Source organism: Janthinobacterium sp. RA13 (assembly GCF_000745325.1).
GTDB lineage: Bacteria > Pseudomonadota > Gammaproteobacteria > Burkholderiales > Burkholderiaceae_D > Janthinobacterium > Janthinobacterium rivuli.
On the sequence record NZ_JQNP01000001.1, the window covers coordinates 3,723,683 to 3,748,456 of the forward strand.

Below are 24,774 nucleotides of genomic sequence, written 5' to 3' on the forward strand. Positions count from 1 at the left end.
AAGGTTTAGCAAGTCATCATGAAACCAATCGAAGGCATCTTTGTACAAGAAGTGAAATGGTATTGCAGCAGCAGGGCAGAGAAATATTTTCTCACCTTTGCCGATGCCTTTGCCATGTTCATGGCATTCTGGTTTGCCGGAAAATGGACGCTCGATGCCAGCGACTTGAACAGCTTTGGCCTGGATAGCTCGCGCCTGCTCAGTTACAGTCTGCTATCCGTAGTTACTGTGGCTATCTTCAAACTGAAGGGGCATCATGCCAAACGCCGTCCTTATTCGAATGAAATCAAGGAACTCCTGAAGGTCGCCATGGTCATGGGTCTGATCGACGCTGCCCTGGTCTTCCTCGACAAGCGCGACTCCTCGCGCGAGGCACTGTTGGCCACCTGGCTGCTGGTGCCATGCTGTGTCTTGCTGCTGCGCGGCATGGTCAAATACCTGCTGATGAAAGCTGGCGGCTGGATACGCCCCATGGTCATCATCGGATGGGGTGACAATGCCTTGCAAACAGCGCGCGCCTTCGATGAGGAAGCGTTGATGGGATATCGCCTGATTGCGTTCCTGATACCGGAAGGCCAAGACCGCCTGGGACAACATTATGTGAACCGCAGCAAGCAAGTCGTGCCCTGCATTCAGCTAGGTGAAAACCCGGAACAAACGCTCAGGTTGCTGGGCGACCCGCATACGGTTGTCGCCCTGGAACAAGGCGGTATCGACACTTATCAGAGCATGATCCAGCAAGTCAGCCGTTGCGTTGCCAATATGCAAGTTGTGCCAGCCGTACGCGGGCTACCCTTGTACGGTATGGAGGTCAACCATTTCTTTGCACATGAAGTATTGCTGCTGACCATGCGCAACAACCTCGCACGGCCAGGCTTGCAACTGATTAAGCGCTGCTTTGATCTGGCGGCCTCGATCTGCGTGCTGATCGTCGGCGCCCCCATCTTGCTGTGGATCGCGGCCAAGGTCATGGCATCTGGCCGTCCCATCTTCTACGGCCACAAACGCGTGGGGCAGAATGGCAAGCATTTTCTCTGCTACAAATTCCGCACCATGGCCGTGAACGCCGACGTTTTGCTCAAGGAGTTACTGGAGCGCGATCCTGAAGCCCGTGCCGAATGGGACCGTGATTTCAAACTGAAGAACGACCCGCGCATCACCTCGATCGGCCACTTCCTGCGTCGGACCAGCCTCGATGAATTGCCGCAGCTATGGAACGTGCTGAAAGGCGAAATGAGCCTCGTCGGGCCGCGTCCCGTTGTCGATGCGGAACTGGAGCGTTACGGCCCCCAGGTAGACTATTATCTGGAAGCGAAACCCGGGGTCACAGGCCTATGGCAAGTCAGCGGCAGGAATGACGTCAGCTATGATACGCGCGTTTATCTGGATGCCTGGTATGTCAAGAACTGGTCTTTATTCAATGACATTGTAATCCTGCTTAAAACGGTTAAAGTCATTTTCAAAAAAGATGGCGCGTATTAATAACATCATCAACCCGACATGGTGGCATTTTATAAATGGGTAACTTCCCTCGCACTCAAGTCAGTCAGACGAGGGGGCATTGCGGCAATGCTCCAATAAAAGGATAACAGCATGATTTTAGTGACTGGCGGCGCCGGCTTCATCGGTTCCAATTTTGTACGCGACTGGCTGGCGCTCAACGATGAGCCCGTAGTCAATTTTGACAAACTCACCTATGCTGGCAATCTCAGCAATCTGGCAAGCCTGGAGCAAGACCCGCGGCATAACTTTGTACGCGGCGATATGTAGTGGTGTAGAACACCTATCAAAACCTACTGCGCGTCGCGATTTGCGGTCTGCGATGCTCACTGTACCTTCGTACAGTTGCGCTTCTCCACCACAACTCACATCCGCTCGCTACGGTTTTGTTAGGCGTTGTTAATGTACCCAGACACCAATTTAGGCGAGAATGCTCGCCATGGAGAGGTGTTTGATGAGCAAGCAAAGACGTACATTTTCCCCTGAGTTCAAGCAGCAGGCAGCATGCTTGGTATTGGATCAGGGATACAGCCACGTGGAGGCCAGCCGGTCGATCGGCGTCGGAGAATCGCTAATGCGCCGCTGGGTTCAGCAGCTTCAATTGGAGCGACAAGGCGTCACGCCACAGGGCAAGGCGATCACGCCGGATCAGCAGCGAATACAGGAACTAGAGGCGCGCATTGAACGTCTTGAGCGGGAGAAATCCATTTTAAAAAAGGCTACCGCGCTCTTGATGTCGGAAGGGATAGAACGTACCAGGTAATCGATCAGATTTGTGGTGACGAATCAATCGAGTTGATTTGCGCGGTGTTCGATGTCGCGCGGTCATGCCTGTATGCACATCGGGAGCGCGTGCGACACATTGATGTTGAGCGCGTGGCATTGCGTAGCCGCGTCCACGAGCTGTTCGTTGAGAGCCGAAGTTCAGCGGGGAGCCGTAGCATCATGGACATGATGCGCGAGGAAGGCACGGCCATTGGCCGCTTCAAAGTTAGAACGCCTAACAAAACCTCACCCATAGAAACAAACGGCCCCGAAGCTGGTCAAACTCACCTGACATCGTTTTTGGGAGCCGATCACATGGCCAAAGCACTTCTTCCTGATGACCTGTGGGCGCTGATCCAGCCTTTACTGCCAGTACATCAACCTTCCCCAAAGGGAGGACGCCCTCGCATTGACGACCGCGCCGCCTTGACCGGTATCCTGTTCGTCCTCAAGACAGGCTTGCCCTGGGAATATCTTCCTCGTGAATTGGGCTGTGGCAGCGGCATGAGTTGCTGGCGGCGCCTGCATGCATGGCAACAGGCTGGTGTGTGGCAACGCATCCACGAAGCCATGCTGCACCACTTGCGGGAATACGATCAGATTCAATGGGAACGCGCCAGTGTCGACTCGGCCAGCGTGCCATCCCCCCCTCGGCGGACAGCATACAGGCCCCAATCCCACCGACCGCGGCAAGCTCGGATGCAAGCACCATCTGCTCGTCGACCAACGCGGACTGCCTCTGGTGGCGAGCATATCGGGGGCTCAGGTACATGATTCCCGGATGCTGATCCCGCTGCTCGAAACTGTCCCATCCGTATCCGGGCTAGCGGGCCGGCCACGCAAACGTCCGGCCAAACTGCACGCCGACAAGGCATATGCTTCGCGTGCCCATCGGGCCTGGTTGCGCAGCCGTGGCATCGCTCCACGTATAGCCCGCTACGGCATCGAGTCGCGCGAACGCCTGGGTAAATGGCGCTGGGTGGTCGAACGCACACTCGGTTGGCTCCACCGTTTCCGCCGGTTGCGTATCCGCTACGAGCGCCGAGCCGATATCCACCAAGCATTCCTCTCGCTTGCCTGCATACTCATCTGCTGGCGATATATTCAGAGGTTTTGTTAGGTGTTCTTAGTCGTTTAATGGAGGAGTTGGGGCTGGTCTGCAAGCAACCTGGCAAGCACGCCTACAAGCAGGCCACGGTGGAGCGTGTCGACATTCCGAATCATCTCAACCGTGAGTTCACGGTGGTGGCGCCAAATCAGGTCTGGTGCGGCGATATCACCTATGTTTGGGCGCAGGGGCGATGGTATTACTTGGCTGTGGTGTTGGATCTGTTCGCTCGCCGAGCCGTGGGCTGGGCATTCTCACTACGGCCCGACGCCGACCTTGTTGTGCAAGCGCTGGAAATGGCCTACGAGCAGCGTGGTCGACCGCAGGGACTGCTGTTCCATTCGGATCAGGGCAGTCAGTACGCCAGCCGAAAATTCCGTCAGCGATTGTGGCGCTACCGGATACAGCAGAGTATGAGCCGCCGGGGAAATTGTTGGGATAACTCACCTATGGAACGACTGTTCCGTAGCTTCAAAACGGAATGGCTGCCGTCAACAGGTTACATGACGGCACAAGAAGCACAACGGGACATCAGCCATTACCTGATGCACCGGTATAACTGGATACGGCCGCATCAGTTCAACCAAGGACTGGCACCGGCCGTCGTCGAAGAAAAACTTAACATAGTGTCCGGGATGGGTTGACCACTACAATATTTGCGACACCGCCCACATCTCCCGCCTGCTGGCAGAGCACCAGCCCCGCGCCATCGTGCATTTTGCCGCAGAGAGCCATGTCGATCGTTCGATCCATAGCCCCGGCGAATTCATTTCAACCAACGTCAACGGTACCTTCAGCCTGCTCGAAGCGGCGCGCGCTTACTGGTCCGGCCTGACAGGCGAAGCCAAGGAGGGCTTCCGCTTCCTGCACGTCTCGACCGACGAGGTATATGGCACCCTGGGGCCGAATGACCCGCCATTCACGGAAACAACGCCGTATGCGCCCAACAGCCCCTACTCGGCATCGAAAGCGGCGTCCGATCATCTGGTGCGCGCCTATTTTCATACCTACGGCATGCCGGTGCTCACCACCAACTGCTCGAACAACTATGGCTCCTTCCATTTCCCGGAAAAACTCATTCCGCTCAACATCAGCAATGCCCGTGCCGGCAAAGCTTTGCCTATCTATGGCGACGGCATGCAAGTGCGCGACTGGCTGTACGTGAGCGACCATTGCTCGGCGATTCGCCGCGTCTTGGAAGCGGGACGCCTGGGCGAGGTCTACAACGTAGGCGGCTGGAATGAAATGGCCAACCTGGAAGTCGTGCACACCCTGTGCGACATCCTCGACACGCTCGATCCCAAGGTATCCGGCAGCTATCGCGAACAAATCACCTTTGTGCAGGATCGCCCTGGTCACGACCGACGCTATGCCATCGACGCGCGCAAGATCGAGCGTGAACTGGGCTGGAAACCGGCCGAAACCTTCGCCACCGGCATCCGCAAGACCGTCCAGTGGTACCTGGACAACCAGGCATGGGTACGCGACGTCCAGTCGGGCGACTACCTGAAGTGGGTAGAGAAAAACTACGCGGCACGCGATACGGCCCAGGAGCAAAAATAATGGGAACCACCATCGAACGCAAGGGCATCATCCTCGCTGGCGGCTCCGGCACGCGCCTGTACCCCGTCACCATGGCCGTATCGAAGCAGTTGCTGCCCGTATATGACAAGCCGATGATCTACTATCCGCTGACCACCCTGATGCTGGCCGGCATACGCGACATCCTGATCATTTCCACGCCACAAGATACACCGCGCTTCCAGGAATTGCTGGGAGAGGGCAGCAATTGGGGTATCAGTCTGACCTATGCTGTACAGCCCAGTCCGGATGGCCTCGCACAAGCCTTCATCATTGGCAAGGAGTTTGTCGGCGATGCACCATCGGCCCTGATTCTGGGCGACAACATTTATTACGGTAACGACTTTGAATCGCAGTTACGCGTAGCCTCCGCACGCACCAGCGGCTCTACCGTGTTCGCCTATCACGTAAACGATCCGGAACGCTATGGCGTGGTAGAGTTCGATGCGCAACGTCGCGCCATCAGCATAGAGGAAAAGCCGCTCAAGCCAAAATCGAACTACGCCGTCACCGGCTTGTATTTCTACGACAGCCAGGTGTGTGACATTGCCACCAATGTCGCTCCCTCTTCGCGAGGCGAACTGGAAATCACTGATGTTAACCGTGCCTATCTGGCACTTGGCCAGTTGAACGTCGAATTGATGGGACGTGGCATGGCATGGCTCGATACAGGCACGCATGCATCGCTGCTGGAAGCTGGACAATTCATTGCCACCATCGAAAATCGCCAAGGTTTGAAAATCGCCTGCCCTGAAGAAATTGCCTACCGCCGCGGCTATATCGACGCTGCCAAGCTCAAGGCATTGGCGCAACCCTTGAAAAAGAACGCCTATGGTCAATACCTGCTGCGCCTGCTCGAAGAAAAAATATACTAAAGGCTGCACTGCTCATTTCACATCATGCAAATTCAAAAAACCGCCATACCTGATGTCCTGATTCTCGAGCCCACCGTGTTCTGCGACGACCGGGGCTTTTTCTACGAAAGCTTCAACCAGAAGCGCTTTGCCGAACTGACCGGCGTCACACGTGACTTTGTACAGGATAACCATTCCAAGTCGGCCAAGGGCGTGTTGCGTGGCCTGCACTATCAGATCCAACAGCCGCAAGGAAAACTCGTACGCGTCACCGCCGGCGAAGTATTCGACGTTGCCGTCGACCTACGCAAGAGCTCGCCGACATTCGGCCACTGGGCAGGCGTGACCTTATCAGCGGCCAACAAACGACAAATATGGATTCCTGAAGGCTTCGCCCACGGCTTCGTGGTCACCAGCGACAACGCCGAATTCCTCTACAAAACAACCGATTACTGGGCGCCGGAGTTTGAACGTAGTCTCCTGTGGAATGACCCGGCAATCGGCATCGACTGGCCACTGGATGACGAACCGGTCTTGTCGGGCAAGGACAAACTCGGCGCATTGCTGGCCAATGCCGACGTCTTCGCCTAAACACTGCTAACCTCGCTTCCAAAATTTAGCCTCCTGAAGAATCAAAAGGCCAAGCTATACGCTATCGCAGGCCATTCCAGTGCAATCGCGGCTACCAAGGTCCATGCGAGGCTGCATCGCCGAGCGATGCCGGGTATTCGAAGTGTTGATGACATGATGCCCGGTCGTCGAGCCCATACTTTGACGTTGCGCCACAGCTCAGAACATGGGTATACCAACACATTCCCGGCCAACTTGGCCACGTCAGTGCAAGACAGCCAGCTTCAAGACCAACTGGTTCACTGCCACTGAACTGTCATAAAAATGAGTCAAATACAGCGTTTTTTTTTGCACGACTATACGGCGTTTTTGAATGTGGGTATGCTAGGCAGAATTTATGACAAGCGTGTTACAATAAATACCCAAAAAAAACATTGCCAAATATTCACATCTTTTGGTGCTTTCTGAGATACTTCCTCGCGCCAATAAAATTCCTTTTTTGCATTTCCAAATTCATGAGTTCACCTTATACACTACAAGAAGATCGATTTTTTTCTCTTCAATCTAAAAAATTCATATATTTCCGCTGTCTTTTATGGATATTGTTACCCAGCATTATCTGGAGTTTTGCATTCGGCAGGATATACATATGTATCGAGCCGCTATTTTTTCCTTACATGGAAAAACGCCTCAAGCCTTGGCTGTCTCTCTTGATAAAGACCGCCTGGTTCTTTATCTTTTTAATTTCCATCTTGGCAAATTGGAATATCCGGCCGAACGCTTATAATTTCTATTTCTTTACAGTAATGGGAAATGCTCCTACGCCTGTATTAGTTACCTGCTTTTTATTTGTGGCAGTAATGTCATTCTTCGTTTTCTCCGACATATATAGAAGAAGTTCCCTAGGATTCAGGAAATTGGCATTAATTATTGGAGTTGTTTTACTTATTTTAAAATCCACCATGTCGATTTTTGATGTGGGTCCAACATCGCTACGGAAAGCGATCATTACACCATCACCGTTTGCAATCAAGACATTGTTTTTTGATGATATCTCGAATGACAATAATTTTTTGGGAAAAACTGCCGAGCCAACATTTTTAAATCATATCAAGGGTGCAGAAAAGATGCCCAAAAAGATGGTTTTGATGGTTGTCGAGTCATGGGGAGAGAGCCATGCCTCGCTGGTGTCAGTTAAGAAGCGGTTACAGCGCGACGGTGTCAAAGTGCTTGACTCGGGTTTTACCGACTACCACGGTTCCACCATGCAGGGAGAGATCCGTGAGTTATGTTCCCAATATATAAAACTCGATTCTGGCACCAATTTTTCATCGGTTGCCGATAACTGCGTACCCGCATACATGAAAAACAAGGGGTACGAAGTTTTTGGAGTGCATGGTTATCAAAAAATGTTTTATGCACGCGATACTGTCTGGAAGCACTTGGGTATCGATAATGCATACTTTCAACCGGAAATGCGACAACTCAATACCTGCCCAGGACCATTTGCAGGTATTTGTGATGAGGATATGATTACTTTTGGCATTGACTTGATACGTCATGAAGATAAGGCATTCTTATACATGCTTTCATTATCCAGTCATGAACCTGTCGCCTCGTCCATGCTCGAAACTTCAACCCAGTACTTCCGGGATATCGATGCTATCGGCGATTCGCAAATTGTTGCGCGCAATGCTATTGGCAGCATGGCAGCCACCTTGAGCATGAGTGCTGATATGGGGTGTACTGAAGCGTATATTGTAGGTGATCACCAACCGCCATCGGCGGTCAATAGTGAACAACTCCCGGCAAATCAGGTTCCATATATGCGGATGTCCTTTCATTGCAAAGAGTAGATGTCATTAATGATCATCAGGAAGCCTGATCGATCAGTTCCACGACTTGCCGTGGCAAAAATATTATAATTTTATAATAGGATTGCAAGTTTTAAAAAAAGCAGCGGCGTCTGTCGCGCTTGTAAAAATCAAGGCCAGACCATGCACATGCTTGGTCTGGCCTTCTTTTACCCGGCGCAATCCTGAGCAGGTCGCCGTATCGCGCCAGAGGACGGCGCCACATCGCTGAGAGACGGAGCGGCTTTCATGCTGGCACACATGGCGGTCAGGCTAACGGCCAGCCCGAACTTGGTGCCAACTGGCAAGTCGATCCTGGCAACAGTCGCGCCAGCAGCGGTATAGCCGCGTCAACCAAACAGCCTGGCATGAAGACGCGCGGCACTCACAGGAAAATGGTGGCGAGCCAGCGCTGACAAATTCCACTGGATAAAGTTGACTCCATCAGTTGATTCATGGCATGAAACCGAGATTCTGTATTTCATATTCCGCAGATAAGCAAATAGAAATACGATGGATTCTCTCTCCGGCAGTAACTTTAGTCTCTCAAGTCAATAATTTCTCAGGCACTGTAAATCTTCTCTCATTGCAGCCTTCATGGGATTTTTTGACAAATTCAACAAACTCGCTTTTAAAACGGTCATTACTAAATCGTACAGCATTTTTTCTGCAGTTTTCCGCCGATATCTGTGCAGAGTTATTTTCAAATGTATTCACCGCTTCGATGACCGACTCGACTGTCTGCTGTGAAAATAACACTCCCGTAGGTGTCTCATGCGATAACGGCAAAACAGTTTCAAGCGCACCACCTTTGCCAAAGGCAATAACTGGTGTGCCACAAGCCTGAGCCTCTACCGGGGTGATACCAAAATCTTCCTCTGCAGCAAAAACAAAAGCCTTGGCATTCATCATATATTTTTTTAATACATCAAATTCCTGATAGCCCAATAATTCGACATTTTCGCCAGCCTTCAACTTTATTTTCTCGAAATCCGGACCATCACCAATGACTACAAGCCGCTTGTTCTTCATTAATGAAAAAGCGGCCACAATTAAATCAATTTTTTTGTAAGGAACCATTCTTGATGCGGTGAGATAAAATTCCTCTTTTCCGTCCTGAAACGTAAATGCATCTACATCAACTGGAGGATAAATTACAGTAGCTTGCCGGTGATATGACTTCATAATTCTTCTTGCTATGAAGTGAGAATTGGCCAAAAAATAATCAACACCATTGGATGTACGGGTATCCCACAATCTTATTTTATGCAAAATCCAGCGCGCCAATATGGATTTCAATCCCTTTGTCAACCCTGACTCTTGCAGATACTGATGCTGAAAATCCCAAGCGTATCGAATTGGAGAATGGACATAGCTGATATGTAATTGATCAGGCCCTGTCAATACACCTTTCGCCACGGCATGCGAACTGGAAATAATTAAATCGTAAGATGAAAGATCAAATTGCTCTATTGCAATTGGCATCAACGCAATATAATTTCTGTATGACTTCTTTGCCATTGGTAATTTCTGAATAAATGATGTTTTCACCTTTTTATTCATAATAAATTTTCTGCTATCGTCTGGCAAAAAATCAACCAAAGCAAACAGATCTGCATCGGGATAACACTCCAGAATTTTCTCGACGACCTTCTCTGAGCCCGCATAGTTTACAAACCACTCATGAACAATCGCAATCTTCATTATTTTTCACACCTACTTTTAACATTTTTTTCTTGCAAAACGACGCCGACCGCAATTCCATGCAAAATCATTATTGGATAAAACAATAAGAAGTTTGAATAAAACATTGAAATTGATGATACAAGAAAATACATTGCATATGGTGCACTTTGGCTATGGGCACTTTCGTTCGCCAAGATTGTGCATGATTTTTTTAATACAGAAATATAAAATACAAAGAAACCAAAGAAACCAAAGAAACCCAGCCTGAATAATATATACAAAAACATATTATCGCTAAAAGTAATTCCTTGAGAGTACAATGGAACAGAAAAAGGAATTCCCTTCAACAGGTATTCATAATTTCCAAAAAAGATATCAAGTGCCATGTGCCATTTTTCAAACCTGATATCATATGAAAAAAGATCTCCGGACAATAACAACAAGAAGAACAATGCCAAAAGAATGGCTATATTAAGGAAGTACAATTTCCCTGACAAATTGGCCGGCCTTATCCTTACAAAGATGGCAAACAAGAAAATCAGGAATAGGGACAGCATGGCGGACCTGGACTCGGAAAAGTAGAAAGCAAGAAAAACAATCAGGAATACGGTACAGTACTTTATGTCATATTTTTTTGATGTAGAGAAAATACAAAAATAGAAAACCAAAAAATATGCAAAGCTATTCGGGTTCAAGAATACAGATGATGCCCGATAATACCCATTCGAGTTTATAAAATAAAGTTCGCGGCCAGCCGTTTTCAAGTCAAGCAATGGTAAATTCAGAAAATATAATATCAACCCGAAAATGGATAAAGTCCAGGCGAGAAAAAATATTATTTTTAGAAATTTATTTTTACTCAAATTATCTATATTCAAACCAATGAATATTGATATTATCCAAAAGGAGATTCCAAGAAAAAACCCGCCATCTGGTTCATTAAGCAAGGAAAAAAATAAAAAGTTGAAGGCAAGAGCAATTACGCACAAAAAATTCTTATCTATTTCAATTGGAAAATTTTTCCTTATACTCGACAAAGCAAAAACCAGGAAAGTGAGTATCATGAAAAATACAAATATATATGATGCCGAAAATTCACTTCCTGCAATAGTGAATTTATCCAACAATGCCATAGGCATGGAAACGACACTTAATAAAAAAAAGGAAAATATAAAAAATATCAGAAATTTTCTTATTTTATACATTTGAGTATTCCTTCTGCATAGCCGATATCATGGGAGCAAGTGAAAAAATACTCATATCGCATGGCTCGTAGGTAAGTTCTTCAAGAATAACCTTTGCCAAATCTGAAGGATTCTCATTTTCAAAAAGAGAAATGTTATTTTTTATTTCATTAAAAACCGTTTTTACGCCATAAGTATTGCTAGCAATAACTGGTAAATGTGAGACCAGCGATTCGATTAATGTAATGGGTAACCCTTCCCACCTGCTTGGAAGTATGAAAACATCAGCCGTTCTCATCAACTCATAGACGTCCGTCCGACGCCCTAAAAATCGCACATATGTATCGATCTTTAGTGTAACGGCTAGTTCCTGCATCGAGGTCAGTTCCGCACCATCGCCAGCAAAGACAAACAGTTGGTTGGTTAATTTATCTTGCTGCTTCAGAAGTCCAATCGCCTTGATTAATACATCATATCCTTTAGGAAAATCAAAACGCGCGACGGTAAGAAAGATTTTCCGATCCAAAGGGATATCCAATAACATTCTATAGCTATCTTGACTTCCCTTAATATCTTTTATTGCATCGAATTGAATTCCGTTAAATACAGTTTTTGCCTTGACTCCATATTTTTCCTCAATAAAATATTCATCCTCATATGATACCGAAATTATCTTATCAACTTTTCGGTATAAAAATTTCTCAAGGTTTAATCGGATAAAATATTGAATTTTTGACACCACTCCGTTTTTGAATTCATACTGGTGCAAATGAATTCCATGTACTGTAAACATGGTTTTCTTGGCTTTACCTCTAAATGCCAGCAACGGCCTTAAATGGTGGAAGTGAATCACATCAGGAGCATAGGCAACAATGGCTTCCGATGTGTATCCGTTATTGAATACAGTAACATTGTTCAGTAAAAGGAATTTATCCTTGGCATTCCCATCTTTAGCAAACACACCAAACTCTACATCCGGCATGCCGCGACATAGTTGATAAATATGTTCCAATCCCCCACCGGTAGAAAATTTGTCAGTTACTAAAGCGATTTTCATAAATCAATCCGTATGCTTTTCTTATGGAGTCCCACGAATACTTCTTCTCAGCCAAGTCCCTGGCATTTTTGCACATTGACGTATAAGCTAACTGATTCTGAAAAATTTCTTCCACGGCTTTTGCCATTTTAAATTCATCAACCTCAACCTGTACACAATCATGACCAGGGGTACATCCGATCCCTTCAAAACTTACCTTCGTCCCAATGACAACCATCCCCATGGACATGGCTTCCAGAATTTTGTTCTTAATTCCACTCCCAAAGCGCAAAGGAGAAATATAGACCTTGGAACGGTTCAGGTATGGCCTCAGATCCTCGACAAAGCCGGTTACCGTGATATGTTCACTAGCAAAAGATAACGTGGTTTCATCCGGCTTTTGCCCTACCAGAAGCAGATGTGGTTGGTATTTTTGGTCTATTTTGGGGAGTACTTTATTAACTAAAAAATTGACCGCATCCTTATTTGGGGCATATGACATGTCTCCCGTAAAAATCAGGAAATTTTTATCCCTTTGAGCCAAACTATCTGACTTGAAGTAATCTACATCTACACCGTTAGGAATAGAGTAATAATTATCTTTTTTGGTAATTGCCCTAGCATAATCTCGGTCGACATCCGAAACAAAGACGGCAGCCTTGAATATATTATAATATCTCTTCTCGAATAATGAACACTTTAGAAACTCGATAGAATAAATTATTTTTTTAATAAAATTCTCTTCATTTTTCTTGCGGCGACACCAGAACAGCGTCATACAGTCGATAGGAAAAATAATCATCTTATTGACAATTTCTGATGGCATGCCAATAGCTATTTCCGCTAGATAAGGGGAACTAAGATGAATAACCGAATAACGAGAGTGATGTTCGAGCAAAAAATCCTTGTATTGACGAACATACTCAGAATATTTTGATACATTAAGTGGCTTCATCGAAAAGATGAAACTGAAAATTTGAGAAAATTTATCTTTTTTCTTCTTTGGAGGAATTTTAAATATATTTCCAACATCGCAAGTATTCAAGTCGCCTAAATCACCGATACAAAGCATATCGGCATCAAAATAATCATTTTTCTTGAGCAAATTTGCATTTATCTTCGCCAGGCCATCCCTATACTCGGGATACGGATAACTGGTCGCAACAATCAATACTTTACCCATTACAGGCGTCCTGATAAATCGTCAAATGTTCACGAGCCTGGCGAACAATAGAAAAATCCTCAGCCCTAATCTTGGCTTGCTCTGGATCAAACATCTCAAAACTCTCGATCATTTCCAATATTGACTTCTTCAACGCTGTGGGGTCTTCCGGAGTGAACAAGATTCCAATATTTTTGGCGTTAATAATATCTTTAGGGCCACCGATATTCGGACAAATCACTGCCTTGCCATATGCAAGAGCTTCAATTGCTACCATGCTAAAAGATTCATAACGCGAAGGCACGACGATAAAATCACTAGCCATCAGAAAGGGAGAAATATCTGCCTGGAATCCATCAAAAACAACCTCCAGATTCTCATGCCTTTGCGTTTCTACAATACTATGTAATCCCGCATGGAAATCGATATCCTCTTTTTTATTACTATTCACGCCACCAACAAAGTGTATTTTTATATTAATGTCGCGCCGCTCTTTTGCAATATCTATCAACGCTGACAACAGAATATCCTGACCTTTTATCCGTTGAAAACGGCCAATACAGGATATAGTAATATTGCGGGGATCAATTTCCTTTTTAGCTCCTTGGATTCCTTTCATTTTCGTGCCCAAGAAAATCTTGGACAGCTTCTCTGATCCAAAGCTACAAATATCGTATACATCTGTAGAAACTGCTACTACTTTATCAACAATCAGATTGATGACTTTCGCGCGCAGTCCAAAAGGGCTCTCCCAGAAACCATGCGTAGTCCATATAACAGGACGCTTCAGAAAAGCCAGGCGGGAAAGAACATTTAATGAGTAAGAATGAACCACATCAAAACTATTCAACTCATTTCTGAGCTCAACAGGGAAAGACAGGAACGGAATAAAACGGAACCATTTTTTTCCCGATAAATCAGTTTTTCTACATGCAAGTCCAAGTTCGCTAGCTCTTTGATAAACTGCACCGTCACAAAAAAGTACAACTTCTATACTCTTGCTCAGCTCTTCACACAAGTTGAGTAAATTTGACTCACCACCACCAATGTGATTGTATTCCGTCATTAAAGCCACACGCATATTATGTCCAATTTCTTATATTAGTTTCTCTTTTAAACTGAAATCTCGAACCTTGGAAAAATAAAGGTATCCAACAATAATCGAACTGCTGAATATATGTATGCCGAGTGAAGAAATGGCGGCGCCTATCGCTCCCAAATCGGGAATCAGCAGCAGATTGAGGGAGTAGCCGATCAAAAGTTGTCCCCAGTTCACAGCAGTCAACAGAAATGGTTTCTTTATCTGGTAATAGATCAAAGAGATCGGATTGACGATGACGCCAAACATATAAGAAACGACAAGTATCAGCAAGACTGGAATACTTTTTAAATATGCTTCACCAAATAGTATATAGATGATCAACGGTGACGCCGCTTGTAAAAGCAAACTGATGCCGATCACATACTTTACTTTTTTGAGTATTTTCTTAATGAATTCTCTAATGGTGCTTTCCCTTAAGAAAGCTTCCATTTTTGGCATCAATGTCGCCGTGATCGACATGGTAATCAATGGCAGAATCATTGCCACATTTGACGCGACAGAATAGAATCCAACCGCCTCGGCATCGCCTAATTTCTTCAGCATGACCACATCAATTCTCATCATTATAACGACCGCTACAGATGAGAAAAATATCCAAAATCCCAGCTTGTAAATTTCTTCAACATATTTCCACTTGAATAAAAATCCGGTCTTCAAGATATAAATAGCGGTCAGTGAGACAATCACGACAGCGAAGAAATAAATATAGATAAAATACTCGAACCTTTTTCCTGCAGCAAAAGCAAAGATAACGACGACTACCGCCACAAACCGAAGAGCATAATGCGAAATGCTGACGAGAGAATACTGCCTGAATTTCTCCAGCCCCTGAAAATGGGCAATAACCGTTCCCAATATAGAATGAAAAACAATAGCAATGGCGGCCAACCTGAAATAATACTCATACCGGCCTATCGAGAAAAAATACTCTGATATATTGGATGAAAAAAACCAGATCGCCGCAGAGAATAGAATACCTGTCAGTGTCTTGAATATCAAAACCGAAGAAAATATTATTTTCTCCTCGGCTTTATTTTCACTCAAAAACTTCACATAAGAAGTAGACGTACCAAAATCAGATATCTGGGTAAGGAACGTGAAAATGGCAATGATCAGGGCAAAATCGCCATAGCTCTTGGGGCCAAGATCCCGCGATATGATAATTATCGCGAGAAATGATAGTCCTTGAGCTACAACGTTTCCAGAAAGAACTTTAACAATATCCCTCGCGACTTTCGAGCCGGCATATTTCAAAAACATTTGAGCGTCCACCAAAAAAAATCGAAGGCAATTTTTCCTCCAGCATAATTATTCATTATTTTTTAGAAATGGATTTCCAGCTTGTGCCAACGCTTCTTTTGAAAATGCCCAGACCAGACCGACAATACCACCCAACATCAAAAATATCATCACCAATATGCTGCGGGTAGGTTTTGACTTCCTATCCGGAATCACCGCATCATCCAATACCTGGATCATCGAACTATCGCGTGCTTCATCAATACGTGCAATCTCAAACTGCTTCGCCAGGTTTTCGAACAACAGTTCGTTATATTTCACATCCCTGACTTTCCTGATATATTCCATGCCCAGACCCGGTAACTTTTCGGTGGAAATGGAAATATCACCATTTCCCTGATTGCTACCTCGCTCCACTTTCTCCAGCTGAGCCCTCAAGCCATTTATTTCCTGTCTGTTCTGGATATACAGGGGGTTGTCTGCGGTGGCAAAGGTACGCATTGCCGCCAAGGCAACTTCTTTCGAGGCGATTTGTGATTTAATCATTGCAATGGCCGTAATCGTTGCCTGTGCCTGACCATCAAGTTTAATGAGCCCAGTTTTCTCCTGAATTTCCTTCAATGCCAGCTCTGACTCATAAAGAGCTTTTTTAGATTCACCCAAACGTTTCTCAAGAAACAGCCGACGTTTTGAAGCTTCCGTGATCGCCAACGATTCCGTTAGTTTTTGCAGCTCCTGAACATAACCATTGGCCAAAAGTGAGGCACGTTCAGGATTTTTATCATCGACATCGATGACAATAATGCCGTCACGTCCATTAGTAATCGTGGTCGCTTTCTTCAGTGCCTTACGGGCGTCACTTTTGAAATCGGCTTTGTATATTTCCATCAGGTTGAATCGCTGGACCAGATTATCGCCAACGGTACGGCTGCCTAGCATGCCGACGTATGTCTCACCTGTATTCTTGCTACCCAAGGCCGCGCCAGCGAGACCGCCAAGGCCGCCGAGCTGCCCAAGCAGCTGAGATGCGCCCGATTGTGACTGCGGTGGCAGGATTTTCGCTGACGCAGTATATATATTAGGTAACAACATACTTACGGCCGCTGTTGCTATGGCGAATGCCAACGGCGTCAGGAATACGATCCTTTTATTTTTTTTTATTATTTTGAAAAAATCAAAAATATTCAAATATTCTGATTTTCCAGCCATCCCGTCACCACTATTATTTGGAGGATTTAAAGTTGACATCTTTTTCTCGCTACTTCGTTATTTCACGCACAATAAAAATAACGTGAATATTTTTTAGGGGCTGAATATTTAAAAAACCATCGGAATAACTATATGTCAAGCAATCACCGATGGTATCTGAATTGTCACGCGATAAACGGCAAAGTACTGTAAAACCGCTCGGCCATCAATAGCCACTACCAAAGATGTACTTTACGGTTTACAGGCACTCTAGTTTTTCAATACTTTCAAACCAGCCGCACCCAAACCAAACTGATAAAAGATGGCAGTCCAGTCCTTCAGGCTCTGCATGAACGTGCTACGTTCAATTTTCTCTGGTACCACGACGGTATCGCCAGGGTTCAACGCCGTGCCACCCAGACCGCTAAACCAGCCCGTGCCTTGACCGCTTTGCGCCGTGCCGTCGGCACGAATCACGTACATTTCAGATTTGTCCGCGTTGGATGTGATGCCGCCGGCTTGTTGTACATAATCGTTAACCGTACGTTGCGGACGGTAGACGAACGCATTTTGCTGGAAGACGGAACCAAGCACATCTACCGTACCAGGACGGCGTGGGATCAGGATGGAATCGCCGTCCTGCAACGGCAAATCCGGCAGGTTTTTGACTTGTGTGTCAACGCCGGGCAAATCGAGCACAATGCGGCCCTCGGCCTTAACGGAACGCAGTTTTTGCACGATGCGGCGCTGCTGCTCCACTTCGGCAGCGGTTTTCGCCGCATTTTCCTTGTCACCAGAAGCGGCCATGCGCTGGGTCGCATTCGATTCCAGCTCCCGCTCAAAGCGGTCTGCAACCTGATTCAGTTTGATCTGCTGGGCGCGACGTACGGATTCGCGGTTCAGCTGCGTGGCGTACAAGTAGCCGTTTTCATTGGCGCCGCCGACACGGGCGATCAGCTCGCGCAGCGTTTCACCTTTTTTCAACAAAAAAATACCGCTCTGCTTTGCCTCGCCCGCCACGCGCACGTATTCATTCTGGATTTGTGCCTGGACGGGCACTGCACCAGGCGCGAACACCCGCAAGATATCGGTAGGCTTGACTGCGATACTGACCAGCTGGGTATGACTGATGACTTTATCGGCAGCCAACTCCAGCACCGTCCTGTACTGGTTATCGACGTTTCTCTCAACGATCACTTGCTTCGTTTCCGCGGCAGAATCAAAGCCGCCGGCCCAGCTCAACACATCAGCTAGGCTGGAACTGCCCTTCAATTCAAAAATAGCGGGCCGTTTCACGCTCCCCGTCAACGCCAGCAGCGGACCTACTTCAGGGATATAGATCACATCGCCGTCGCGCAAGGTGACGTCGCGGCTCTTGTCACCGTTGACCAGCATGTCATACAAGTCGAAGGTACTGACGGTATCCTTGCCACGCTTGAGCTGGATATTGCGCATGCTGCCGGTGGCGTCCGGCCCACCCGACGTAAACAGGGCATTAAGCAGAGTGCTCATGGAGTTCAAGGTATAGGTGCCAGGACGAACGGCATGGCCAACCACGTACACTTGCACGGCACGCGTTTGCGCGATGCTCGCTGTCAGGTCGAAATTGGTATAGATCTTGCCAATGGCTTTCTTCAGGTAGCCTTGCAAGTCCTTGTACTGCACGCCGCTGACCTTGATGGAGCCAACGCGCGGGATGAAAATCGCACCGCTGCGGTCGACCGTGGCGCTGACGTCGATATCGACCATGCCCCAGCCGCGTACCTGCAACTCGTCGCCCGTGCCGATCACGTATTCCTGGTTTACCTGCACCCCATCGAGCGGTGCGAAGGTGGACGGTACATCGCTGAACAGATCCTTGCCAAAGACACTTAATTTTTGCCCTGTGACGCCATCGACATACGCTTCAAATGCGCCAACGGACACATCAGCCGTACTACGCTGGTTGCCGGGATTGGCAGGTGGCGATTTTGCGTGACGCTGCTCATTGATGCCACTACGAATGCTGGGCAAGCTGCTGCTTCCTATATCATTCGCTTGTGCCCGCGAGAGATCCGTTCGAGGGATCTCACCCGCGCCAAGTTCCTGCTCCACGGCATAGGCAGAAGTGGCACCCAGCAGGAAAGCCGAGAAAATCACGTGTTTCACGAAAGGCGGGGGAGTGCGAAATTGCTTTTTCATGCTGGTCTTTGTCTGGATGAATGTTGTATGAGTAAAGGGAGCGCCATGCGCTTAATACTTGCCCTGCCAGGTCACGCTGATTTCTTTCGGTCCGGGGTTGATCGACAGGCCCGATTTGCTCTGGTCGCGCTGCGCATGCCACAGCCAGCTGCCCATGGCGTAACCGAGGATGCCGCCGGCGACCGTGTCGGAGACCCAGTGCTTGCGGCCAAACACGCGGCCGGCGGAACCGACGGCGGCCACGCTGTACAGCCATGGCGCATCATATTCCTTGGCAAACGGCGTCACGGCGGCGAAACCGATCGCGGCATGCGCAGAAGGGAATGAGGAGTTCGAGCGGGAATTGCCGCTGCCGACGCGGCTCCACGTTCCGAGGTCTTCCTCTGGACGGGCGCGGCCAAACGCATATTTGCCGGCCACCGCCAAACCCGTTGCCGCAGCAACCGATTGCAGGGAAATGAGTCCCGTATTTTGCATGCGCTCATCGCCCAGGGCAAAAGCGGCGGCAGCGGCGCCCACTGCCGCATAGGGCATGGCCTTGCCCAGCTTGTCCCAGTTGCGATAAACCTTGGAATCTTCATGTTTCTTGACGAAACGGTCGACCGGTTTGTCGGCCAGCGCGGAAGCCACCACCACACCGCCGACCACCGCCGTCGCCTTGAGCCATTCAGGGGCGCTAGGCGTAGCAGATGCGGATTGCTCCAGGCGCGCGCGCATGGCGGGCCATGGGCTGACAAACGGCCGGTCCGGCGGATTGACGGCAGGCAGATGCTGTTCGTCCGGGCGCTCGGCAAAGTTGCCCAGGCCATCGTAGCTGTGCATGTCGGCGCGCGAGCGCTCGAGCATGTCGTACAGGTCGCCCGGCGAGGCCACCATCTGCCCCACGTCGCGCGTCCATGGCGCAATGGCAAAACCGGCCGTCGATTGCGTGTCCATCGGCAACATGCTGTTCAGCGGCACGGACATGAAGATGCCACGGTCCTGGTACGGCTTCGATGGCGTGCCGGGGCTGGTGATGTCGTTGCCGTTCGTATGCGTGTACCAGGCGCCGACTTCGATGCCGGACTGGAAGCGGCGCTTGAATTCCATGCGCACGCCCGTGTCTTTTGCCAGGAAGCGGCCGGCACGCGCCGTCACGGTAATGTCGTGCGGCAAGCGGTAATGCAGGGAACCGATCGCCGTCACCGTCTTGTAGTCGCGCGAATCGAGCAAACCCTTGTAGCCTCGCTGTTGCAAGGCATCGACGGCCACGTCGGCCGCCCAGCGGCTATCCTTCGGCAGGTACAGCACCTGGCCGCCCACGCCGCGGAACATGTCTTCATACAGGCCGGCCGACATGCGGGTATACACGCGCTCGGCAGGATTGTTGTATTTGTTCAGCAAGACGCGGCTCAGCGAGAAACGCCCGCCGCGCAAATATTCCGCGACATCCGTACGCACGTGCGGCAGATTGCTGTTCGATGGCTGCTTCACGCCCGATACCGTTTCCAGCAACTGCAGGCTGGCGGCGCTATTCAGGTACAGGCCGTCGCCCAAGCGGCGGTCGTAGTTGGCCACGGCCGAAATCGAATAGCGGAAAGCGCCACTCGGGTCATTGAAGAAGAAGCCCACCTTGGGGGCGATCTTGAAACGGTTTGCCTCCCGGTCCAGCGATTTGATTTGCACCACGTCGCCATCGACGCCAACGCCGACGGCCAGCTTGCCATCATCGCTCAGGACGTTGGCGGCCCTGGCGGGAGCCGGTGCGGCGGCAAGCGCGGGAGCTGCGGCAAGTACCGGCACGGGCGCAGGTGCAGGTGCAGGTGCAGCGGCAACGACGGGCGACGGCTTATCGAGGAATTCCTGCAGCCAGCCTTGCTGATCGTCCCGGATGACATCGCTTTTCTCCGGATAGCGCAGCAGCACGACGTCGAGGAAGGCCTTGCGGTCGATCTTGCCTGTCAAATAGTCGTTCAGTTTTGGCAAATCAAAGAATTCGTAGGTGGCGATTGGCTGGTCCAGCTTGGTATACGTGATGCGCAAGGTCGTCACGCCCTTCGGCGTGAAAGCGACAGCCGTGCGCGCGGCGCGGCCAACGGCGCGGCCCATGTTCGAAATCCGGCTGTTGGTCAGGCTCAGGCTCAGGACATTGCCCTCTTGCTCGACACGGATATTTTTATAGTCCTGTTTTACCAGAGCATTGACCAGGTCGGCGCCATACACGGGGTCGCGGTGCCATTCTTCCTTGCTCGGCAGCGGTGGCGGATTCTTGTCATCGACGAAATACGCCGGTTCGTACACCTTGGGGACAAACTCGCGTTCGCCAAATGGAATGCTGACAAAGGCGTTCACGCTGAACTGGTCGCGGCTGCGTGCCGCTTGCAGGGCAAGCCAGCCCCAGCGGTATTCCAGGCCCACGGAAGCGCCTTTACGGCGCTTGCCGGCGTCCGTTTCGCTGGCGCGGAAGTCGCGCACATAATTCGTTGTATCGTATTCCGCCACCACCGACCAGCGCGGCAGCGCAGTCGGCGTCCAGCGCGCGCCGGCAAACACGCCGTCCGGGCGTTTATGGGCATAGCCCAGGCTCGCTTCGATATTCTTGCTGGCGCCAAATGTCTTGGTGGCAACGACATATTGGCCCTTGAACAACTCGGTACCAAACAAATCCGTCATGCCGACGGCAACGGACGGCATCCACTCCGTTTCCGTCCACAGGCGCAATTTACCGTCGACGACTTTATCCTTGTAGCGGCCATAGCCACTGCCATATTCGCCGGGCGCATTGGTAAAGCCAGGAATGCCCGTGATCGACACATAGCGCCCCGTCATTTGCAGGAAAGGCAGGATATTCGCCGTCGCCCACAACTGGCCATACGGGCTGTCATAGCTGTAGCCGACGCTGAAGGTGCCGTCCGTTTCCACCACGGCGCTGGGCATATTGATGTAGCCGGATTGACCACCATGATTCGGGGTCGCGGCCATCACCGAAGGCGCGCCAAGCACCAGACAGCCACACCAGGTATATTTGATTGATTTTCTGAGTACGCTTAACAAATCCGGCTACCTAAAAGATCCTGCACCTGGAATTCCTGACAATATATTCAGAAAATCAATGAGCTTGGGGAAACGTGAATGAAACGAAAAAAGGCCAACCGACGGGCATCTTGCAATGCCACGCATCAGTTCGCCACTAAAACTGGGCACTCCCGGACAATTGATCGTTGCTTAACCATGCCTCAGGAATGTATGTCGCAGAATTTTAACATTGTTTTCTTGTAGCAAATGCTTAACTTGTTTCCCTTGCACCACACCTATCCATGCAGCGAAAACGCCGCCTGCGGCCCTGCATGACGCTTGAACTGTCACTTCAAACTGCCAAACACTTTGCCGATAATCTTGCTGCCATAGGCGAGCGGATTGCTGCGGATGGCTTTTTCTTCCTCGCCGATCATCAGGTACAGACCGTCAAGCGCACGGTCCGTGACATAACCTTCCACCGTCGATTGCTGCTGCGGCACCAGTCCCGTCTTGCCGATCTGGCTCATGGTGCTGTTGTACTTGCTGGCCAGGCCGGAACGGTCGGTCACGGATTTCACGATGGGCAGGAATTTGACGGCCAGGGGCGCCGAGGTCTTCTGGCGGAAGAAATCCGTGACGGAGGTATCGCCACCGGAGAGGATATTTTTCGCATCGCTCACGCTCATCGATTTGACGGCGTCGAGCAGCAAGGGCTTGGCCATCGGCACGGCCGACTCCGCGGCACGGTTCATCGACACCACCAGGTCGTCCAGTTGCTGGCCGCGGCCCGTCATTTTCAGCAAGGGCTTGGCTTGCTCCAGAATACCGGGCAACTTGATCTTGACCTTGTCATTGTTCAGAAAACCATTTTCGATGCCCAACTTGGCAACGGCGGCCGCCGATCCGGCTTCCAGCGCCGCTTTCAAGCCATTGCTCGCATCCTGGTTGCTGAGGGCATCCAGGGGGCCGGCGCCGGCGCCGGACGACAGCAACACCAGCGCACACAGGAGGGCGGCCGAACGGCCAGTGGAAGGGTTCAGGCGCATAGTTTTCCTTTTCTAAAGAATAGACAGACCACCTTCTGCTGGAACCTTAGCACATCAAAACCGCAAATACCGCAGCAATTTTTTGCGTCTTGGGGAAAACAAGGAGAGCCACAGATGGCGAAGGGAAAGGACTATACAGCACCTGCTGTTGTATCCGCGCACGCTAACGCGGGCATCGCAGCTCAGCCTGCTATCGCCGCCAGTTGTTCGCGCACCCGCGCCAGATCCGTCTCGCGCATGCGCGCCGCCGTCTGGCGCAGGGATTTTTCAGCGCCGGCCACGCCGGCCGCCGCCGCCATCGACAGCCAGATGTATGCCTGCTGCAAATCGAGCGGACCGCCCTGGCCGCTGGCCGCCATCAAGCCCAGATTCATCTGCGCCCGCGCATGGCCCTGGCGCGCGGCCAGCGCATACCAGTCCCAGGCGGCGGCATAGTCCTGCGGCACGTCCTGGCCATTGTCATGCCGCAGGCCCAGCGCAAACTGGGCCAGGCTGTGGCCCTGCGCGGCGGCGCGGCAATAACAGGCGCAGGCCTGCTGGCTGTCGGGCGCGGGACCGTCGTCGCGGTCATGCAAGACGCCCTGCATGTATTGCGCCGGCGCGTAGTCCTGCTCGGCGGCGCGGCGGTACCATTCCAGCGCCAGCGACAGATCCTGCGGTACGCCCTGGCCATGTTCATAGCGCAGGCCCAGGTCGAACTGCGCCCGCACATGTCCCTGGTCGGCCGCCTTGCGGTACCAGAAGATGGCTTCCTGCGCATCGGCAGGCGTGCCCTGTCCATGCTCATGCAACAGTCCCAGCTGGTACTGCGCGGCGGGAAAGCCCTGCTCGGCGGCCTGGCGGTAAAACGCTTGCGCCTGCGCGTAATCGTGGGCGCCATGTTCATGATGCAGGCCCAGGTTGTGCTGGGCCGCCGCATGGCCCAGCCCCGCCGCCTTGACATACCATTCCAGCGCCGCCTGTTTATCGCAGGGCACGCCCTGGCCATTGTCATAGATCAGGCCCAGGTTGAATTGCGAACTGGCGTGGCCCTGCTCGGCCGCGCGCCGGTACCAGTTGATCGCCTGCTTGCTGTCCTGCGGCAGCACGTCGCCATTTTCATAGCGCAGCGCCAGATTGAACTGGGCCGGCGCATAGCCCTGATCGGCCGCCTTGCGCATCCAGGCCGTCGCCTGCTGGCGGTCCTGGCGCACGCCCTGGCCATTGTCGTAGCGCAGGCCCAGGTTGAACTGCGCCCGCGCATAACCCTGCTCTGCCGCCTTGCGGTACCAATTGATGGCTTGCACGAAGTCCTGCGGCACGCCCTTGCCATTGTCATACATCATGCCCAGGTTGTTTTGTGCACCGGCGTCGCCCTGTTCCGCCGCGCGGCTGAACCACAGCATGGCTAGCCCGCTATCTTGCGCGAGCCCCTGGCCCTTGGCATACAGCCAACCCAGGTTGTACTGCGCCGCCGCGTACCCCTGCTCGGCCGCCTGCTGGTACCAATGCGCCGCCTGCGCAAAATCCTGGGGCACGCCCTGCCCCTTCTGGCACATCACGCCCAGGTTGTATTGCGCGTGTTCGAGCCCCTGCGCGGCGGCCAGGCCGTACCAGTGCAGCGCCAGCGCATAGCTTTGTTCGATGCCCTGGCCATTGAAATGCATGAAGCCCAGGCTGTGCTGGGCGTTCGCATTGCCCTTCTCGGCCAGGCCTTTCAGGCGCAAATAGTCAGCTGTGTAA

The 24,774-nt window shown here is 50.5% G+C and carries 16 protein-coding genes and 5 pseudogenes; 10 read left to right on the forward strand and 11 right to left on the reverse strand.

What is annotated here, in order from left to right:
- The first annotated feature begins 18 nt into the window (after window positions 1–18).
- The 9 genes and pseudogenes from wbaP (at window position 19) to FG13_RS30130 (ending at window position 8,234) form a co-directional block, all read left to right on the forward strand.
- On the forward strand, window positions 19–1,482 hold the full coding sequence (wbaP, locus tag FG13_RS16575) for an undecaprenyl-phosphate galactose phosphotransferase WbaP (protein ID WP_051959149.1): 1,464 nt from the start codon (window positions 19–21) through the stop codon (window positions 1,480–1,482).
- 111 nt (window positions 1,483–1,593) lie between these two features.
- Window positions 1,594–1,767, forward strand: a pseudogene (locus tag FG13_RS29535) (NAD-dependent epimerase/dehydratase family protein); the annotation flags it as partial.
- 187 nt (window positions 1,768–1,954) lie between these two features.
- Window positions 1,955–2,499: pseudogene (locus FG13_RS29540) on the forward strand (transposase); the annotation flags it as partial.
- An 81-nt stretch (window positions 2,500–2,580) separates the two neighbouring features.
- Window positions 2,581–3,385 (forward strand): IS5 family transposase gene (locus FG13_RS29545; RefSeq protein WP_235211844.1). Its coding sequence is split into 2 segments (ribosomal slippage): window positions 2,581–2,916 and window positions 2,918–3,385, totalling 804 coding nucleotides; the frame shifts between segments, so codons are not numbered across the junction.
- A gap of 14 nt (window positions 3,386–3,399) precedes the next feature.
- A pseudogene (locus FG13_RS16590) lies at window positions 3,400–4,017 on the forward strand (IS3 family transposase); the annotation flags it as partial.
- A 7-nt stretch (window positions 4,018–4,024) separates the two neighbouring features.
- Window positions 4,025–4,936, forward strand: a pseudogene (rfbB, locus tag FG13_RS16595) (dTDP-glucose 4,6-dehydratase); the annotation flags it as partial.
- A complete protein-coding gene (gene rfbA / locus FG13_RS16600; protein WP_035822642.1) occupies window positions 4,936–5,829 on the forward strand; it encodes a glucose-1-phosphate thymidylyltransferase RfbA in 894 nt (297 codons plus the stop codon). The pseudogene rfbB and the gene rfbA, both read left to right, overlap by 1 nt.
- A gap of 24 nt (window positions 5,830–5,853) precedes the next feature.
- A complete protein-coding gene (gene rfbC, locus FG13_RS16605; RefSeq protein ID WP_035822645.1) occupies window positions 5,854–6,399 on the forward strand; it encodes a dTDP-4-dehydrorhamnose 3,5-epimerase in 546 nt (181 codons plus the stop codon).
- A 656-nt stretch (window positions 6,400–7,055) separates the two neighbouring features.
- Window positions 7,056–8,234, forward strand: coding sequence for a sulfatase-like hydrolase/transferase (locus FG13_RS30130; RefSeq protein ID WP_161784183.1), 1,179 nt, complete (start codon window positions 7,056–7,058; stop codon window positions 8,232–8,234).
- Window positions 8,235–8,801: 567 nt separating this feature from the next.
- Here FG13_RS30130 and FG13_RS16615 read toward each other — a convergent pair.
- Together FG13_RS16615 and FG13_RS30135 are read right to left on the reverse strand one after the other, a co-directional pair.
- Window positions 8,802–9,935: pseudogene (locus tag FG13_RS16615) on the reverse strand (glycosyltransferase family 4 protein); the annotation flags it as partial.
- Window positions 9,935–10,303 carry a hypothetical protein gene (locus FG13_RS30135; RefSeq protein ID WP_152598790.1) on the reverse strand — a complete coding sequence of 123 codons (369 nt, stop codon included), beginning with the start codon at window positions 10,301–10,303 and terminating at the stop codon, window positions 9,935–9,937. The gene FG13_RS30135 and the pseudogene FG13_RS16615, both read right to left, overlap by 1 nt.
- A gap of 421 nt (window positions 10,304–10,724) precedes the next feature.
- Between FG13_RS30135 and FG13_RS30140 the strand changes: the two genes are divergently transcribed.
- On the forward strand, window positions 10,725–11,126 hold the full coding sequence (locus FG13_RS30140; RefSeq protein ID WP_152598791.1) for a hypothetical protein: 402 nt from the start codon (window positions 10,725–10,727) through the stop codon (window positions 11,124–11,126).
- On the opposite strand, the gene FG13_RS16625 is transcribed toward FG13_RS30140, so the two are convergent.
- From FG13_RS16625 to FG13_RS16665, 9 genes are all read right to left on the reverse strand, one after another.
- Window positions 11,115–12,158: a glycosyltransferase family 4 protein gene (locus FG13_RS16625; RefSeq protein WP_081922606.1), complete on the reverse strand. Its 1,044-nt coding sequence runs from the start codon at window positions 12,156–12,158 to the stop codon at window positions 11,115–11,117. The genes FG13_RS30140 and FG13_RS16625 overlap by 12 nt on opposite strands.
- Window positions 12,136–13,320, reverse strand: coding sequence for a glycosyltransferase (locus tag FG13_RS16630; protein ID WP_035822655.1), 1,185 nt, complete (start codon window positions 13,318–13,320; stop codon window positions 12,136–12,138). The genes FG13_RS16625 and FG13_RS16630 overlap by 23 nt, the downstream gene beginning before the upstream one ends.
- On the reverse strand, window positions 13,313–14,380 hold the full coding sequence (locus FG13_RS29550) for a glycosyltransferase family 4 protein (RefSeq protein WP_081922607.1): 1,068 nt from the start codon (window positions 14,378–14,380) through the stop codon (window positions 13,313–13,315). The genes FG13_RS16630 and FG13_RS29550 overlap by 8 nt, the downstream gene beginning before the upstream one ends.
- Window positions 14,381–14,395: 15 nt before the next feature.
- Window positions 14,396–15,661: a flippase gene (locus FG13_RS16640; RefSeq protein ID WP_035822661.1), complete on the reverse strand. Its 1,266-nt coding sequence runs from the start codon at window positions 15,659–15,661 to the stop codon at window positions 14,396–14,398.
- A gap of 48 nt (window positions 15,662–15,709) precedes the next feature.
- On the reverse strand, window positions 15,710–16,888 hold the full coding sequence (locus FG13_RS16645; protein WP_081922608.1) for a GumC family protein: 1,179 nt from the start codon (window positions 16,886–16,888) through the stop codon (window positions 15,710–15,712).
- Window positions 16,889–17,098: 210 nt separating this feature from the next.
- A complete protein-coding gene (locus FG13_RS16650) occupies window positions 17,099–19,009 on the reverse strand; it encodes an SLBB domain-containing protein (protein ID WP_081922609.1) in 1,911 nt (636 codons plus the stop codon).
- 51 nt (window positions 19,010–19,060) lie between these two features.
- Window positions 19,061–21,970, reverse strand: a complete 2,910-nt coding sequence (locus tag FG13_RS16655; RefSeq protein WP_081922610.1) for a YjbH domain-containing protein — start codon at window positions 21,968–21,970, stop codon at window positions 19,061–19,063.
- A gap of 380 nt (window positions 21,971–22,350) precedes the next feature.
- Window positions 22,351–23,052 carry a DUF4197 domain-containing protein gene (locus FG13_RS16660; RefSeq protein WP_035822663.1) on the reverse strand — a complete coding sequence of 234 codons (702 nt, stop codon included), beginning with the start codon at window positions 23,050–23,052 and terminating at the stop codon, window positions 22,351–22,353.
- A gap of 182 nt (window positions 23,053–23,234) precedes the next feature.
- Window positions 23,235–24,758, reverse strand: coding sequence for an SEL1-like repeat protein (locus FG13_RS16665; protein ID WP_235211749.1), 1,524 nt, complete (start codon window positions 24,756–24,758; stop codon window positions 23,235–23,237).
- Between the last annotated feature and the right edge of the window lie 16 nt (window positions 24,759–24,774).

Bases quoted from the DNA above. Each gene is read 5' to 3' on its own strand.
- wbaP (WP_051959149.1), top strand. From the start codon at position 19: ATGAAACCAATCGAAGGCATCTTTGTACAAGAAGTGAAATGGTATTGC.
- rfbA (WP_035822642.1), top strand. From the start codon at position 4,936: ATGGGAACCACCATCGAACGCAAGGGCATCATCCTCGCTGGCGGCTCC.
- rfbC (WP_035822645.1), top strand. From the start codon at position 5,854: ATGCAAATTCAAAAAACCGCCATACCTGATGTCCTGATTCTCGAGCCC.
- FG13_RS30130 (WP_161784183.1), top strand. From the start codon at position 7,056: ATGGAAAAACGCCTCAAGCCTTGGCTGTCTCTCTTGATAAAGACCGCC.
- FG13_RS30135 (WP_152598790.1), bottom strand. From the start codon at position 10,303: ATGGCACTTGATATCTTTTTTGGAAATTATGAATACCTGTTGAAGGGA.
- FG13_RS30140 (WP_152598791.1), top strand. From the start codon at position 10,725: ATGGATAAAGTCCAGGCGAGAAAAAATATTATTTTTAGAAATTTATTT.
- FG13_RS16625 (WP_081922606.1), bottom strand. From the start codon at position 12,158: ATGAAAATCGCTTTAGTAACTGACAAATTTTCTACCGGTGGGGGATTG.
- FG13_RS16630 (WP_035822655.1), bottom strand. From the start codon at position 13,320: ATGGGTAAAGTATTGATTGTTGCGACCAGTTATCCGTATCCCGAGTAT.
- FG13_RS29550 (WP_081922607.1), bottom strand. From the start codon at position 14,380: ATGCGTGTGGCTTTAATGACGGAATACAATCACATTGGTGGTGGTGAG.
- FG13_RS16640 (WP_035822661.1), bottom strand. From the start codon at position 15,661: ATGTTTTTGAAATATGCCGGCTCGAAAGTCGCGAGGGATATTGTTAAA.
- FG13_RS16645 (WP_081922608.1), bottom strand. From the start codon at position 16,888: ATGTCAACTTTAAATCCTCCAAATAATAGTGGTGACGGGATGGCTGGA.
- FG13_RS16650 (WP_081922609.1), bottom strand. From the start codon at position 19,009: ATGAAAAAGCAATTTCGCACTCCCCCGCCTTTCGTGAAACACGTGATT.
- FG13_RS16655 (WP_081922610.1), bottom strand. From the start codon at position 21,970: ATGGCCGCGACCCCGAATCATGGTGGTCAATCCGGCTACATCAATATG.
- FG13_RS16660 (WP_035822663.1), bottom strand. From the start codon at position 23,052: ATGCGCCTGAACCCTTCCACTGGCCGTTCGGCCGCCCTCCTGTGTGCG.